General features: G+C 44.4%; 14 protein-coding genes and 1 other RNA gene. 8 read left to right on the top strand and 7 right to left on the bottom strand.

Features of this window, described 5'->3' with window-relative positions; translation table 11 throughout:
* Positions 1–243 precede the first annotated feature (243 nt).
* The 4 genes from dtpA (at position 244) to AB0763_RS10350 (ending at position 3776) form a co-directional block, all read left to right on the top strand.
* A complete protein-coding gene (gene dtpA, locus AB0763_RS10365) occupies positions 244–1728 on the top strand; it encodes a dipeptide/tripeptide permease DtpA (protein WP_306100758.1) in 1485 nt (494 codons plus the stop codon).
* A 179-nt stretch (positions 1729–1907) separates the two neighbouring features.
* The gene (locus AB0763_RS10360; RefSeq protein WP_306100759.1) at positions 1908–2861 is read left to right on the top strand and encodes an SPFH domain-containing protein; all 954 of its coding nucleotides are present in this window, start codon (positions 1908–1910) and stop codon (positions 2859–2861) included.
* Between the two features lies 1 nt (position 2862).
* A complete protein-coding gene (locus AB0763_RS10355; protein ID WP_306100760.1) occupies positions 2863–3324 on the top strand; it encodes an NfeD family protein in 462 nt (153 codons plus the stop codon).
* 146 nt (positions 3325–3470) lie between these two features.
* Positions 3471–3776, top strand: coding sequence for a hypothetical protein (locus AB0763_RS10350; RefSeq protein ID WP_306100761.1), 306 nt, complete (start codon positions 3471–3473; stop codon positions 3774–3776).
* A 236-nt stretch (positions 3777–4012) separates the two neighbouring features.
* Here AB0763_RS10350 and AB0763_RS10345 read toward each other — a convergent pair whose 3' ends face one another.
* From AB0763_RS10345 to smpB, 4 genes are all read right to left on the bottom strand, one after another.
* Positions 4013–4495: a helix-turn-helix transcriptional regulator gene (locus AB0763_RS10345; protein WP_306100762.1), complete on the bottom strand. Its 483-nt coding sequence runs from the start codon at positions 4493–4495 to the stop codon at positions 4013–4015.
* Positions 4480–5841 (bottom strand): type II toxin-antitoxin system HipA family toxin, encoded by a 1362-nt coding sequence (locus AB0763_RS10340; protein ID WP_306100763.1) that lies wholly within the window; start codon positions 5839–5841, stop codon positions 4480–4482. Before AB0763_RS10340 ends, AB0763_RS10345 begins: the two co-directional genes overlap by 16 nt.
* 332 nt (positions 5842–6173) lie before the next feature.
* Positions 6174–6540: a transfer-messenger RNA gene (gene ssrA / locus AB0763_RS10335) on the bottom strand.
* Between the two features lie 67 nt (positions 6541–6607).
* Positions 6608–7093, bottom strand: a complete 486-nt coding sequence (smpB, locus tag AB0763_RS10330; protein WP_306100764.1) for an SsrA-binding protein SmpB — start codon at positions 7091–7093, stop codon at positions 6608–6610.
* Positions 7094–7201: 108 nt separating this feature from the next.
* Here smpB and AB0763_RS10325 point away from each other — a divergent pair, with 108 nt between their 5' ends.
* Both AB0763_RS10325 and AB0763_RS10320 read left to right on the top strand, forming a co-directional pair.
* Positions 7202–7633 (top strand): SRPBCC family protein, encoded by a 432-nt coding sequence (locus AB0763_RS10325; protein ID WP_306100765.1) that lies wholly within the window; start codon positions 7202–7204, stop codon positions 7631–7633.
* Positions 7633–7935 (top strand): RnfH family protein, encoded by a 303-nt coding sequence (locus AB0763_RS10320; protein ID WP_306100766.1) that lies wholly within the window; start codon positions 7633–7635, stop codon positions 7933–7935. Before AB0763_RS10325 ends, AB0763_RS10320 begins: the two co-directional genes overlap by 1 nt.
* Before the next feature lie 62 nt (positions 7936–7997).
* Here the strand turns inward: AB0763_RS10320 and bamE are convergent, their stop codons facing one another.
* The 3 genes from bamE to nadK all read right to left on the bottom strand — a co-directional run bounded on the left by bamE (position 7998) and on the right by nadK (position 11622).
* Positions 7998–8357: an outer membrane protein assembly factor BamE gene (bamE, locus tag AB0763_RS10315; protein ID WP_306100767.1), complete on the bottom strand. Its 360-nt coding sequence runs from the start codon at positions 8355–8357 to the stop codon at positions 7998–8000.
* A gap of 440 nt (positions 8358–8797) precedes the next feature.
* The gene (gene recN, locus AB0763_RS10310; RefSeq protein ID WP_306100768.1) at positions 8798–10462 is read right to left on the bottom strand and encodes a DNA repair protein RecN; all 1665 of its coding nucleotides are present in this window, start codon (positions 10460–10462) and stop codon (positions 8798–8800) included.
* A 275-nt stretch (positions 10463–10737) separates the two neighbouring features.
* A complete protein-coding gene (gene nadK, locus AB0763_RS10305; RefSeq protein ID WP_306100769.1) occupies positions 10738–11622 on the bottom strand; it encodes an NAD(+) kinase in 885 nt (294 codons plus the stop codon).
* A gap of 145 nt (positions 11623–11767) precedes the next feature.
* On the opposite strand from nadK, the gene grpE reads away from it, so the two are divergent.
* Together grpE and dnaK are read left to right on the top strand one after the other, a co-directional pair.
* Positions 11768–12370, top strand: coding sequence for a nucleotide exchange factor GrpE (grpE, locus tag AB0763_RS10300; protein WP_306100770.1), 603 nt, complete (start codon positions 11768–11770; stop codon positions 12368–12370).
* 407 nt (positions 12371–12777) lie between these two features.
* Positions 12778–14694, top strand: a complete 1917-nt coding sequence (dnaK, locus tag AB0763_RS10295) for a molecular chaperone DnaK (RefSeq protein WP_306100771.1) — start codon at positions 12778–12780, stop codon at positions 14692–14694.
* Positions 14695–14802: the final 108 nt, after the last annotated feature.

Here is a 14802-nt window from a genome sequence, read left to right as displayed (position 1 = left end):
CTGTTTTGGAAAGAAAATAAAGCCATTGCTATTTTAAAGTCACTTGGTTATACCATGAAGTAGGAGTAAGTGATTACCTATCGTTAAGGCTATGTCAATCCTAGGTTTGAACCCAATGCCACTGCTTATTTCATCGTTATAACCGCCTTTTGCGTCCACAAACTCCTCGTTTTCTTTGGCATGTGAATGATAAGCAGCTGACACATACAGCGCCGATCTCTCGGCTATTAATAGGAAGTATCTATGTCAGACTTGAATATATTCAAGCAACCTAAGTCCTTTTATCTGATTTTCTCGATCGAGTTTTGGGAACGTTTCGGTTTTTACGGCATGCAGGCCATTCTCACCGTTTATTTAGTGAAAATTTTAGGAATGAGTGAGTCTGACTCATTTGTGCTATTTGGCGCGTTTTCAGCTTTGCTCTACGGTTTTGTTGCGGCAGGCGGTTGGTTAGGTGACAAAGTGATAGGGACCAAAAGAGCGATTACTTTTGGTGCTTTAGTCATGATGTTCGGCTACCTATTGTTGGGGGTTTCGACCAATACCTCACAGCATAGTACAACGTTTATTTATTTGGCGATGGGGTTTATTACGGTCGGTAACGGCCTGTTTAAAGCGAACCCATCAAGCCTGTTGTCAAAAGCCTATCAAAAGGACGATCCTCGTCTCGATGGCGCGTTTACTTTGTATTACATGGCGGTCAATATCGGCTCGTTAATCTCAATGGTATTGACCCCAGTCGTCGCTGAAAAAGCGGGCTATGGGCTGGCATTTGGTGTCTCGGCAATTGGTTTGGCGATTACCGTGGTGAATTTCGTCGTTTGCTTAAAACTGCTCAACAATGTTGGCTCACCTGCTGACTTACAGCCTGTCAAAAAAACAGCCATGTTGGCGGTATTGGCCGGTACTCTTGGCGCGAGCTTTTTGTGCAGTTATCTCTTGCAAAACTTAACGCTCGCACACGGTATTTTGGTTGTCGCTTCGCTGTTGATTGTCGCGTATTACTTTAAGGAAGTGTTGGCTTCTTCGGGAATCGAGCGTAAGAAAATGGTGGTGGCTTTTATCTTGATGTTACAGGGCGTGGTATTTTTTGTTCTTTATTTTCAAATGCCAACGTCGCTCAACTTCTTTGCCATTCACAATGTGAGCCATGATATTTTAGGCTTTTCTGCCCAGCCGGAGCAGTTTCAGGCTTTGAACCCATTTTGGATTATGATTGCCAGCCCACTCTTGGCGATTTTGTATACCAAACTGGGTGAGCGCTTCTCGATGCCATTTAAGTTTGCTGTCGGCATGATGTTGTGCGCATTATCATTTTTGATCTTGTCGTGGGGAGCCCCTTTTGCCAATTCACAAGGCTTGATCAGTTCTAACTGGTTAGTGGCCAGTTACTTTTTCCAATCGATCGGTGAGCTTTTAGTGTCTGGTCTAGGGCTGGCGATGGTGGCACAACTCGTTCCACAGCGAATGATGGGTTTTGCCATGGGGATGTGGTTTTTGACCACGGCCGGCGCCGCTGTCGTTGCGGGTTGGGTAGCAAGCCTGACGGCAGTCCCAAGTGATATTGACGATCCTCATCGCTCTTTGTCTATTTATGCCGATGTTTTTGGTCAGATTGGGTATTCGACAGCCGTGATTGCACTACTGATGTTGTTACTTGCCCCGAGGTTAAATCGCATCACTCGCGATGAGTCAAAACCGGTCGAGTTAGAGCCAGCGCAGGCGTAATTGAGCGTGCCCAAAAACGCGGTTGGTTTTTGACTAAGTTGATTTTTTTGATGCCTCATCGTGTGATGAGGCTTTTTTGTATTGTTGATGGCGGCGGTGTTGTTTTTTCGATCTTTAACTCATCCTTAATGATGTGCTTGTATTACTATATAGGTAACTTTATGTATAAGGACTGAATCATGGATTATCCTGTCGCGTTAATTGTTAATAATCTCATTCCCATTGCTCTGTTTATTCTTATTGTTTTGGTGTTAAAGAGCAGTGTTAAGTTTGTTCCCCAAAACCAAGCGTGGCTAGTGGAGCGGTTTGGTAAATATCATTCCACCAAAACGGCTGGGATTAATTTTATCGTGCCGTTTATCGACCAAGTCGCTGCTGAACGTAGCTTAAAAGAACAAGCGCAAGATGTGCCTTCTCAATCCGCCATTACCAAAGACAATATTTCATTGATTGTTGATGGAGTTTTGTATTTTCGTGTACTGGATCCTTACAAAGCCACCTATGGCGTCGATGATTATGCCTTTGCGGTGACGCAATTGGCGCAAACAACGATGCGTTCTGAGCTGGGTAAAATGGAGCTTGATAAAACGTTTGAAGAGCGTGATTTACTCAATACCAATATTGTATCAGCGATTAATGTGGCGTCAGAGCCTTGGGGTATTCAAGTGCTTCGCTACGAAATTAAAGACATTGTTCCACCGCAATCGATCATGGAGTCTATGGAAGCGCAGATGAAAGCCGAGCGGGTTAAACGGGCGCAGATATTAGAATCTGAAGGTGACCGACAAGCGGCGATCAATGTTGCTGAAGGGGAAAAACAGGCTCGTGTATTATCGGCTGAAGCGGATAAAGCGGAACAAATTTTAAGGGCAGAAGGTGAAGCAAAGTCGATTATTGCCGTGGCGAATGCTCAGGCAGAAGCACTAAAAACCGTGGGGGATGCGGCCAATACGGATGAAGGTCAAAAAGCGATTCAACTTGATTTGGCCACCAAAGCCATCGAGGCCAAACACGCGATTGCCAAAGAGTCTTCGGTGGTGCTCTTACCTGAAAGTGGCACCGATGCCAGTTCGTTAGTGGCACAGGGGATGAGTATCATCAATGCCTTAAACAAAACACCAAAAGGGTCTTAATTTGCTGTATTTGATCGATTATTTACCCCAGCTTTTGATTGTGGCCGGTGTGGTGACCTTAGTGATTGAGGTGGCCATTCTCGGTTTTTCGACGTTTATTTTCTCTTTTGTTGGGTTGGCATTACTGGCTACGGGGCTGGCCATGTCACTGGGCTGGTTAGACATCAACGTGAAATCCGCTCTGTGGTCGGTATTGGTGTTGACACTGGGCTTTGCGGTTGTGCTGTGGAAGCCATTAAAGCAGTGGCAAAATAAGCCGGTTTCTCAACAGACTGCCTCTGATTTTGCGCAGCTCTCTTTTGTTTTAGAGCAACCCGTTGATAAGGATAGCGAGCAAGTGTTTTATGCCTATTCTGGTGTGCAATGGAAATTGAAAAGTGAGCAATCACTTTCAAAAGGGCAGCGAGTTAAAGTGGTTAAAACACAAGTTGGTGTGATGTGGATTGAGGCTCAGTCAGACTAAACAAACAAGCGCGGCTTTATCGTCACCGCGATGAAGTCGCATTGGGTTGTGATTACGGGCAAACGAATCTGGGTTTTGTCGACACAAGCTGAGTCTATAAAAATGTAGCTCATAAAAAATGTAATGTATAAAAACAAGGAGGTGGTGTGTCTGTTTGGTCATTTATTGGTGTGCTGTTGGTTCAGGTGTTTATTGGCGGGCAGTTGATGATGTTTTCGGTGTTTTATTTTAGTGCAGAGCATCACCCGGCATTAACACTGGCGGCAAGTCAAGGGTTGACTTATCTATCCTTGAGTTTTGCTGGCTCTTTAGTCGTGAGCGCGATCGTTTCCATTTATCGTTATATTTCCACCAGTGGTCAGATGCCTTATCCCATTTTTTATGTTTCCTGGTTTTTGTTGGCGGCGCTGGTCGTGTATTGGTTGGTGGTCACGACGTTTTTTCGCGCATAAGGTGTGTGGATAGGTTGAGGATGCTCCAAGCGGCAGCGCCCTCGCTTTTTGTGGACTGTCGGGCGTTAAGATGGTTAGTAAATTTCAATAAATTCAATAACTTATATTGATGCTGCCAATTTGGTGTTGCATCAAATTTCCTGCTTCAAAAGGAACTAAACCTGCGCCGTGTTTTCCTAAATCATTTAAAAATGCTAGCTTGTTATAAGAATTTATTCTAAAGCAATAGCGCTGATTTACCCAGCCTCACCATCTATGAGTAGCGATTTTAACACATCAGGAGAAGAAGGTAGCATTCCGACTTTTAAACCAAATGGTTTGAATACCTTGTTGAGAATCTCTGTATTGTAGCTGCCCCGATCATTCTCTATATCTGAGAGTGTTTTCCTTGAGACACCAACGAGTTTTGCGAACACATCCTGTTTGAGTCCCAGTATATTAATGCGTAAACTTCTTAACGCTTGGCCTTGTGTTAGCTCTCCAAGCAATAAGTGTTTGATGATTTTGTTTGCCTCGGTTTTGCGTTCTGCTGCACTTACTGCTTTGGTGTTTTTTGAGGTTTTCGATCTAGTCGGAGTGTTAAGTTGCGATCGTTCTTTGGTCGAATGAGTTGCATCCGTCCCAATCTTGGGCTGATGTTGATTTCGGTTTGCTCTTAGACGAGCAACGGTATCTTGTACGGACTCTTTATTGCTTGGTTTATTCATAGTAGCCCCCATTTAGTGAGCTTTTCTGATATATGATTAAGTCCAACGGCTGGCATCTCTAAGATTTGTTCTGGTACTCCTCGTAATGCGAGTCTCTGCTTTAAATCAATGCATTTACTTGCAGTAACCTTTAGTTCTTGTAATAACACTTCTTTTGGCACGAGATCAGATAAGGTGTCCGCTATTCCTACGAAGTCGTAAGTTCCGCCAACCTCTAGTGGGGCTTTCCATTTTGTTGTTCTTGGAATGCCCTCAGGATCAGCTTTCATTGGTGCGAAGTCGTAAACAGGAGCAAGCTTTATGACGCCATCACCTTTTAAGAATGAAGTGTTTCTGCCATGGTTATCACTATTACCAAACAAGATGTTGAGTAGATCTCTTTTCACCCATTCAATGACGAAAGCTTGGGTATCAAACCTATACCCTTGGTGTTTAACCATATTGCTTTGAGTCATTTTTTTTATGAGAGTTCGGATGGTTGTTTCGTGATCAAGAGTGACCCCAGCGCCTTTGTTCAAAATGGAATACACAGATTCCATGCCAAATCTCTCTATTTGTTGCTCATTAATTTGAACATCAAATCGAGGAAGCCACAAGGAAGGGTAGTTTAATCCTTCCTCTAAGCGCATACCGTCGGTGGAGATCGTTTCAACTCCCATTTCAGTGAGTTCGTGGTAGAAGTAGAACTCAGCTCTTAGAATATTACAATCAATGGTGCTTTTTGAGCCTCTAGGGTACTTCACTAAGTAATGTAAGTCGTGGTTACTATTGTCATCTTGGTATGGATCAATCCATATTTTTTCGCTGCCAGATCCATGATCGAAACCACATCGGAGGATCAGCTTTGGCGCCTCACCTCCAGCCCCTGTTGCACCACCTGCGGCTGCCCCTCTTTGCTGTGCATAGTCGAGGAAATCACCAGCTCGATTTTTAACATCATCAATAGAGAAGTAGAGGTTGTCTGCTACTTCGTAGCGCTCAGGAAGAGAGTCTTTTACTCTTAAGTTACCAATAGGCGATATTGTGCCAAACTTGAGCAAAACATAGTCTTGTTCATCAGAACTAAGGTCGTCAATATCTAGGTGTTTGACCCAGTATCGTCTACTCGCGCCACTAGGCATAATATCGTCTAGAAACTTTAACCATCCAGGTTTACCCATGTCATCAAAAAAGAATGAGACAGGGTGACTGAGTGAAACCGCGTGAAAGTCATCTTTATCGTGATGTTCTAGTGCATAGTCGCTGAGGTAGTTGAGTTCAGTCACTCGGAAATTATGTTGGCTACTTTTAGGGAATGAGATGATACCAATATCTATCCATTCACCTCTGATAAAAGCTTGTATGGTTAGTTCTTCCATCGACAACACCTCTACTTATCAATGAGTAAAACTTTACTCTTAAAGTCATTTTCTTTCAAGTTGTGAGTAAAGTATTGCACATTAATGTATGGCGAGACTCTTTATGAGTAAATAATTACGCATAGCTTGTAAGTCAAAATTGTTGATGAGCAGAATGGATTATTTTAGCTATGAAAGCTGCGATAGGGAGTGGGGCGTTAATGGTTTGTTTCATTGTAAACAGAAAACTCTAATTGCTAATGACCAGTGTTTTGGGGAGGTTTACAACTAGTTGAATCTCAGTACTTTTAGATACAAAAAAGGCCACCCTAAGGTGGCCTTTTCCAAACGTTTGGTGGAGCTGGCGGGAGTTGAACCCGCGTCCGGAAACCATTCATCTTTGGTACTACATGCTTAGTCGATCTTTAATTTCACTACCGCCTGCGAACCGACACGCCAACGAATAGCTAACCTGAATTGTATCTTACGCTTCATCCCTCAGGTGGGGGAATCCACGCCAGCTTGATTTGGTTTGACCTTCTGTAATTCCCCGTCTTACAAGCGGAAGCTAGGGCAGAAGGGCTCTGAGCAGGTTATTAAGCTGCTAGTGCGTAGTTTTCGTCGTTTGCGACTATTTTTTTGCGGTTTGTTAACGAGGCCTACCGCACCTCGGCATGCACCTCAGACTGCAAAATTCCCGTCGAATCCTGAATCAGCCCCAAGGTATGAATGCATAGTACCAGAAATTTATTACCTGTCTAGCACTATAGCAATCAAGTGGTTAAGTTTAACGCAGTGAGCTTTTCATTACTCGTGCTTTTTGACGCTGCCAATCGCGATCTTTGATGTCTTCGCGTTTGTCGTGCATCTTTTTACCTTTCGCGACGCCAACTTTTAATTTAGCCCAAGAACGAGACCAGTAAAGAGAAAGCGCGGTTAATGTCATCCCCTCGCGGTTGATGCGACCAAAAAGGTTATCGAGTTCGCGACGAGACATTAGCAGCTTACGCACCCGAGTCGGCTCCGCGACCACGTGAGTTGACGCCTGGTTTAAAGGGGTAATCGTCATACCACTAATAAACGCCTGACCGTCACGCATAAACACGTAACTCTCCGCGATGTTTGCTTTGCCTTGGCGAAGTGACTTCACTTCCCAGCCTTGTAACTCAATGCCAGCTTCAACTTCATCTTCGATGAAATACTCGTGGCGAGCTTTTTTATTGAGCGCGATAGTATTGCTACCGGCTTTTGATTTTGTATTTTTCTTTGCCATAATCACCACATTATACGGATTGCTTCTCGCATAGGAAATCCCTTATTTACGCTATGTGCGAATAAAAGTAAAATCCTAAGCAGATAAAAGGATTAGATAGGAGAGGTTATGAAGCAAGTCAGTCGCTCTGCCTTGGTCTCATTTAGTGCCAAGCAGATGTACGATTTGGTCAACGATGTTGCTCAATACCCCAAATTTTTACCCGGTTGTGCCGATGCCAAAATTTTAGAAACCAGTGATCAGGCGATGGTGGCATCTGTGTTTATTTCCAAGGCCGGGATCAGTAAAACTTTCACGACTGCCAATACATTGATCAAAAACGAAGCTATATTGATGAAACTGGTTGATGGCCCTTTTAAATCACTGTCGGGTGGTTGGCATTTCACTCCGCTTGATGATACGGCTTGTAAAGTGGAATTAAAACTGGATTTTGAATTTTCTAGTAAAATGATCGAATTGGCTTTTGGTCGAATCTTCAATGAATTAACCAATAATATGGTCAACGCTTTTACCGAGCGTGCTAAGCAGGTGTACCTCTAATGTCAGATACCATGATCCATGTCGAAGTTGTCTATGCGTTGCCTCACGAACAAAGAGTGATCAAATTGGTGGTCAACCAAGAGGCGACAGTACGTTCTATTATCGAACAGTCTGGGATATTAGAGGCGTTCCCAGAGATTGATCTCGATAAAAACAAAGTGGGTGTGTTTAGCCGCAACATCAAACTCGATGCCAACGTTCGCGACCAAGATAGAATTGAGATCTACCGGCCGCTTCTTGCTGATCCAAAAGAAATTCGCCGCAAGCGTGCCGAGCAAGCTAAAAATGAGAATAAAAAATAGGCACCGTCATGGTGCCTTACATGTTTGGGTTGCTTTGCAAAGGCAATGAAAGCCTTTAAATGTTATTGCAAAGCTTCAAAGAAGTGGTCACTGACTTTAAAGTCCCCAGAGACCGTTTTGAGTAACCCCTCATCATTAAAGTTTACTATCAGGTTCTTTTGCACAGACTCTTCGTGATTTTCTGTATGGTGATAAATGTAATACCAAGTATTCGGATAGCCATTTTCCACCAACATTGGCGAGCCTAACACGTATTGGACTTGCTTCATCGTCATGCCAAAGCGAAGTTTATCGACCGCGGTTTGCTCAACATAATTACCTTGATTGATATCAATGCGGTAAACCAATTTTTCGAGTACGGAACAGCCAGACAATAAGGCCATAGATAGGGGAATGGTAATAAGCCACTTCTTTGATTGCATAATTCTTCTTTCGAAACCTCTGAGTACTGCGCTGATAATAAACAAGCCCACGTGATAATACCAACCCCAATGATTGACTGAGAACCTTACGGGATAAAAAAAGCGCATAAGGGCGTAGCTTTGTTCGCCCCAAATTAACATCCGCTTTTGGCTAGGTTAGCGGCTTTATGGGTTACGGGTAACGGTGTCATACCGATTAAAGCCCGATGGTTTTGAGCACCACAGTGAAAACCCGCTTATGGGGTAACGTACAATGCAAAAAATCGGATGGTAACCTGCCGATAGACTTCCTTGTAACCGCTGTTGAGACTACAGAATTACCGAGAAGTTGCAAATAATTTCCCATTATTCGTGGGGGATAAGTCAGGTTGATGCACTTTTTTCATCAAACGCCCCTTGTGATTACCCGTTGCATTGGGGCGTTTGTCATGGAGAGGAGATTACGCGGCAATTAAAAGCTCGCGTGCATTGGCCAGTGTCGATTCGGTTATTTGGCTGCCACCGAGTAAACGCGCTAACTCTTCGATGCGCTGTTGCGGGCTTAGGCGACGCATTTGTGTTTCGGTTTGCCCATCGCGCGTGTCTTTGGCCACAAATAATTGCTCGTGCCCATAGCCTGCCACTTGTGGTAAGTGAGTGACACACAATACCTGAGTTGATTGACCAAGTTGACGCAGCATTTTACCGACAACCGCCGCAGTAGGGCCACTAATTCCCACATCGACTTCATCAAAAATCAGACTTGGTGTGTCGACTTTTTGCGCCGTAATGACTTGGATAGCCAAAGAAATCCGAGAAAGCTCACCGCCCGAAGCGACTTTGGCAATCGGCTGTAATGGTTGGCCTGGGTTGGTCGATACCATAAAGCAAAGGTTGTCCAAACCGGTTGGAGAAGGGCGGCGTTCATCATAGTTGATGTCAATGGCAAACTGCGCTTTTTCCATGCTGAGTTCATGCATGCTTTGGGTGATCAGTGTGTTGAGCTCTTTCGCGTAACGCAGTCTGGATTGATGCAGTTTTTCTGAGGCTTGCAAGAAAGTTTGATAGTGCTGTTCAACTTCTTCTTGCAACGCTTCTAATCGGTCATCAGAGCTGTCGAGCAGTTCGATATCACTGAGCAATTGCTGGTGATGCTCATACAGTGATTCAGGAGCAACTTGGTGCTTTTTCGACAAAGACATCACTTTAGAGTAGCGCTGCTCAACAAAGGCCATCCGCTGCGGATCGACATCGATGGCATCCAAATAATGGCGAAGCTCATTGTTGGTTTCTTCCAGCTGGATCATCGCCTCGGAAACCATGTTTGGTAACTCTTTCAGTGACTCATCAAGCTCGGCAAGCTGGATCAAGGTTTGACTCACACATTGCAATAAAGCAATCGCGTTAACGTCATCATTTTCATACAGCAAGTCAATCGCTTGTTGGCTGGCCATCGCGAGATCACCACTGTTAGACAAGCGTTTGTGCTCTTGCTCAAGCTGCTCGTACTCGTCTTCACCAATCGCCAATTCGTTGAGCTCTTTAATTTGGTATTCTAAGAGCTGCTTTTGTGCTTGGTTTTGTAAGCTATTTTCTTTGAGGTTTTTCAGATGATTATCAGCCTGGCGCCAAGATTGATAAGCCTGGCGTGTTTGCTTTAACAAACCGTGATGGCTGGCGTATTGATCGAGCATCGACATTTGATGGTCGCTTTTCATCAACTGATGATGAGCGTGCTGACCGTGAATGTTGATCAAGAGTTGTCCAAGGGCTTTGAGTTGAGAAAGCGGAACCGGCGCACCATTGATAAAGGCTCTTGAGCGGCCTTCTTTAGAAATGGTACGGCGTAAAATGCACTCTTTCCCCTCGAGTAATTCATTGTCTTCCAACCAACGTTTAGCAGCGATATTATTATCGAGCAAAAACGCGGCACTGACCTCGGTTTTCTCCTCGCCTTGACGAACCATGCTCGCTTCAGCACGGCCACCTAAGCACAGTCCAAGGGCATCAATCGCAATGGATTTACCGGCACCGGTTTCCCCAGTAATGGTGGTCATTCCAGATGAAAGCTCGAGTTGTAGTGATTTGACGATCGCAAAATTATTGACGCTTAGATGAGCCAGCATAAGACAAGTCCTGTATAAAGAATCATACTGTGTATGAGTACAGTATATACTGTTCCTTTATACAGTAAATAGTCTAAGTGAAAATTGTGATTTTGATCTAAGAATGTTGTATGGGGTAATGCTTGTGATGAGCATAAAAAAGCACTTTAAAATCCGTTGTTTATGTTTCGAGATACGACAACGTTTTTTTAAAGTGCGATGATGGGTGACCAATCTAAGTGGTTGATTTTATGTTCAAAGGTTCGGTTGAATCAGAAGTTAAACCGCTCGACGGCTTAGAAAAGTTTACTCGACCAGCCCAATTTACTGCGTAATACGTGATAGTAACTGTAGTCTTTAGGGTGAACGAGGTGTAACACATTGGGACTTTGAAAAATGTGTATTTCATCGCCGGGGTTCACAGAAAGGGATACTTGCCCATCACATACCACCTCTTGTGTACCGCGGTTATTGGGCGATACTACCAGTTTAATGCGTCGCTTACTGTCGACCACTAAAGGACGACTCGATAGGGTATGTGGAAACATCGGCACCAGGGAGATGGCATTGAGACTGGGCGATAAAATTGGCCCGCCGCCAGACAGCGAATATGCCGTTGAACCGGTGGGCGTTGAGATTATCAACCCGTCTGAGCGCTGAGAAAACGCAAACGTGTCATCAATATAAACCTCAAACTCGATCATGTGTGCCACTTGGCCTGGGTGTAACACAGCTTCGTTGAGGGCGGCGTTGCGAGTTTTTAATTCTCCGTGTCTGTGTACCTCCGCTTCTAATAAAAAGCGCTCCTCAAGCACGTATTCACCGGCGAGGACTTCACTGAGTGATTGCTCGAATTCTTCGGGGTTTAAATCGGTTAAAAAACCGAGGTTGCCGCGATTCACCCCAATGACATGAATGCTCGAACGAGATAAAATTCTCGCAGCGCCGAGCATATTACCATCGCCACCAACCACAATGGCCAAATCGGCGTGTTGACTGAGTTCGAGCAAACTCATGAATGAAACCCCTTGAAGATCAGCCAATAGATCCGCGAGGCGATCATCGAATTTGACCTGGTAACCGGCCTTAGTCAGCCAGTGATATAAATCGCGATGGGTTTGAATGGCTTTTTGATCTCGGGGTTTACCGATAATGGCGATCACGTTAAAGTTTTTTTTCATAGTTTTTCCGTGGTCTAAGGACTTGAATCGGGAAACATCGTCCCCATAATAAAGGCAAGTTACCTCAATAAGCGAATTTTTATGCCTTTATAGGAAACATAACTTAAAAGGTGTGAAAGGCATAGCGTTGAATTCTGGAGATATCATGAGCAACGAAGATAAGAAAATTCAAGATGAAGAACTGCAACCTGAAGTCGAAGTGGTTGAAGAGACAGAAGCTGAGATCGTGGGTTCTGACGCCGATGTTGAGTGGAATGAAGCCAATGTTGAGCAAGACAGTCAAATTGCTCAACTCGAAGCTGCATTAGCTGCCAGCGAAGCAAAAGTGAAAGAGCAACAAGATTCTGTCTTGCGTGCCAAAGCGGAAATGGAAAACGTCCGTCGCCGCAGTGAGCAAGAAATTGACAAAGCGCGTAAATTTGCACTGAATAAATTTGCCGAAGAGCTCTTACCGGTTATCGATAACTTAGAGCGCGCAATTCAAGCGGCAGATACCGAAGCTGAAGCGGTAAAACCTTTGCTTGAAGGTGTGGAGATGACACACAAGTCATTTGTTGACACCATCGCTAAGTTTGGCCTGAAAGAAATCAACCCAGAAGGTGAAACGTTCAATCCTGAGTATCATCAAGCGATGTCAATTCAAGAAAGTGCGGATCACGAACCGAACACCGTGATGTTCGTGATGCAAAAAGGTTACGAACTCAATGGCCGCGTTATTCGCCCAGCCATGGTGATGGTGTCTAAGTAATCCATTAAGCCTTGCTTTTTATCACAAGCCGGCTCGACTGACGTTGAGCCGGCTTGTTTATTTTCAGCTGATCTTGATTTAATTGCGCTTATCACTCCGTCCTCACGATTCAATTTTTTCGTGAAAGCTTGTAATGACTCAATCCTTAGTTATTGAAAAATAGAGTGATAGCTAAAACATTTAAGCGGTTCATTGACACAAATTAGCCGTCTTAAAGGCATTTTTTTAAAATTAGTGAACTTTTTTTATTGGTATCCCTTGAAAAGCAAGTGGACGCCCTTATCTATGTGGCATAAGCGAAACAAACATTAATTATTTTTGTTTGTTAGTAAGGGTTGAAAGCCCAATGTCCATCCCCATATATGGGGTATAGCCAAACGAAAATAGAATTTATCGGAGATAGCCTGATGGGTAAAATCATTGGTATTGACTTAGGTACGACTAACTCTTGTCTAGCAGTTCTAGACGGTGACAAACCACGTGTAATTGAAAATGCTGAAGGTGAGCGTACTACGCCTTCTGTCATCGCTTACACCAAAGACGGTGAAACACTTGTCGGTCAACCTGCTAAACGTCAAGCAGTTACGAACCCTGAAAACACGCTATTTGCAATTAAGCGTTTGATCGGTCGTCGTTTTGAAGACGAAGAAGTTCAACGTGATATTCAAATCATGCCTTACAAAATTGTCAAAGCTGACAATGGCGATGCTTGGGTTGAAGCGAAAGGCCAAAAAATGGCTGCGCCACAAGTCTCTGCAGAAGTTCTTAAGAAAATGAAGAAAACTGCAGAAGACTACCTAGGTGAAGAAGTAACGGGTGCGGTCATTACAGTTCCTGCTTACTTTAACGACGCTCAACGTCAAGCGACAAAAGACGCTGGCCGTATCGCCGGTCTTGAAGTAAAACGTATTATCAACGAGCCAACCGCAGCGGCACTGGCTTACGGCCTAGATAAGAAAGGCGGCGATCGCACTATCGCAGTATACGACCTTGGTGGTGGTACTTTCGATATCTCAATCATCGAAATCGATGAAGTGGAAGGCGAGCAAACGTTCGAAGTTCTTGCAACCAACGGTGATACACACCTAGGTGGTGAAGACTTTGACAACCGTATGATCAACTACTTGGTTGACGAGTTTAAGTCTGAGCAAGGCATCGACCTTCGCAACGACCCACTTGCGATGCAACGCGTTAAAGAAGCGGCAGAAAAAGCGAAGATCGAATTGTCTTCAGCACAGCAAACTGACGTTAACTTGCCATACGTAACGGCAGACGCAACAGGTCCTAAACACATGAACGTGAAAGTGACTCGTGCCAAACTTGAGTCATTGGTTGAAGATCTTGTTCAACGTTCACTTGAGCCGCTTAAAGTGGCACTGGCTGACGCTGACCTGTCTGTGAGTGAAATCACTGACGTTATCTTGGTCGGTGGTCAAACACGTATGCCAATGGTACAAGCGAAAGTGGCTGAGTTCTTCGGTAAAGAAGCTCGCCGTGACGTTAACCCTGATGAAGCGGTTGCGATTGGCGCTGCAGTTCAAGGTGGTGTCCTTGCCGGTGACGTGAAAGACGTTCTTCTTCTTGACGTAACTCCGCTTTCTTTTGGTATCGAAACCATGGGCGGCGTAATGACGAAGTTGATTGAGAAAAACACTACAATCCCAACTAAAGCGGATCAAGTGTTCTCAACCGCAGAAGATAACCAAAGCGCAGTAACGATTCACGTATTGCAAGGTGAGCGTAAGCAAGCGACTTACAACAAGTCTCTAGGTCAATTCAACCTAGAAGGCATTCAGCCTGCACCACGTGGTGTGCCACAAATCGAAGTAACTTTCGACTTGGACGCTGACGGTATCTTGAACGTGTCTGCGAAAGACAAGCAAACAGGTAAAGAGCAGAAGATCACTATCCAAGCTTCTGGCGGTTTGTCTGACGAAGAAATCGAGAAAATGGTTCAAGAAGCAGAAGCAAACAAAGAAGCGGACAAAAAGTTCGAAGAGCTCGCTTCTGCGCGTAACCAAGCAGACCAAATGGTTCACGCAACTCGCAAGCAAGTGACTGAAGCGGGTGATGCACTGCCTGCTGAAGACAAAGAGAAGATTGAAGCGGCGATTGCGGAAGTTGAAACTGCTCGTAAAGGCGAAGACAAAGAAGCTATCGAAGCGAAAGTTCAAGCTCTGATGGAAGCGTCTCAAAAACTAATGGAAATCGCACAGCAAAAAGCACAAGCGGAAGCGGGTGCAAGCGCTCAAGGCGAGCAAAACACAGCTGATGACGACGTTGTTGACGCTGAGTTCGAAGAAGTAAAAGACGATAAAAAATAATTGAATCTGAGTAGGCAAAGTTCTTCTTTGCCGAAAAGACGATGTTTTTCTTCGTTAACGGGCGTTTGGGGTAACTCTTACGCCCGTCTATTTGTCCACAATATCGCT

This window comes from Vibrio sp. HB236076, assembly GCF_040957575.1.
Lineage (GTDB): Bacteria > Pseudomonadota > Gammaproteobacteria > Enterobacterales > Vibrionaceae > Vibrio.
Note: the sequence above shows the minus strand (reverse complement) of the source record. Positions and strands in the feature narration are given on the sequence as shown.

Excerpts from the sequence above, each read along its gene's own strand:
- dtpA (WP_306100758.1), top strand. The coding sequence starts at position 244 with ATGTCAGACTTGAATATATTCAAGCAACCTAAGTCCTTTTATCTGATT.
- AB0763_RS10360 (WP_306100759.1), top strand. The coding sequence starts at position 1,908 with ATGGATTATCCTGTCGCGTTAATTGTTAATAATCTCATTCCCATTGCT.
- AB0763_RS10345 (WP_306100762.1), bottom strand. The coding sequence starts at position 4,495 with ATGGGGGCTACTATGAATAAACCAAGCAATAAAGAGTCCGTACAAGAT.
- AB0763_RS10340 (WP_306100763.1), bottom strand. The coding sequence starts at position 5,841 with ATGGAAGAACTAACCATACAAGCTTTTATCAGAGGTGAATGGATAGAT.
- smpB (WP_306100764.1), bottom strand. The coding sequence starts at position 7,093 with ATGGCAAAGAAAAATACAAAATCAAAAGCCGGTAGCAATACTATCGCG.
- AB0763_RS10325 (WP_306100765.1), top strand. The coding sequence starts at position 7,202 with ATGAAGCAAGTCAGTCGCTCTGCCTTGGTCTCATTTAGTGCCAAGCAG.
- AB0763_RS10320 (WP_306100766.1), top strand. The coding sequence starts at position 7,633 with ATGTCAGATACCATGATCCATGTCGAAGTTGTCTATGCGTTGCCTCAC.
- bamE (WP_306100767.1), bottom strand. The coding sequence starts at position 8,357 with ATGCAATCAAAGAAGTGGCTTATTACCATTCCCCTATCTATGGCCTTA.
- recN (WP_306100768.1), bottom strand. The coding sequence starts at position 10,462 with ATGCTGGCTCATCTAAGCGTCAATAATTTTGCGATCGTCAAATCACTA.
- nadK (WP_306100769.1), bottom strand. The coding sequence starts at position 11,622 with ATGAAAAAAAACTTTAACGTGATCGCCATTATCGGTAAACCCCGAGAT.
- grpE (WP_306100770.1), top strand. The coding sequence starts at position 11,768 with ATGAGCAACGAAGATAAGAAAATTCAAGATGAAGAACTGCAACCTGAA.
- dnaK (WP_306100771.1), top strand. The coding sequence starts at position 12,778 with ATGGGTAAAATCATTGGTATTGACTTAGGTACGACTAACTCTTGTCTA.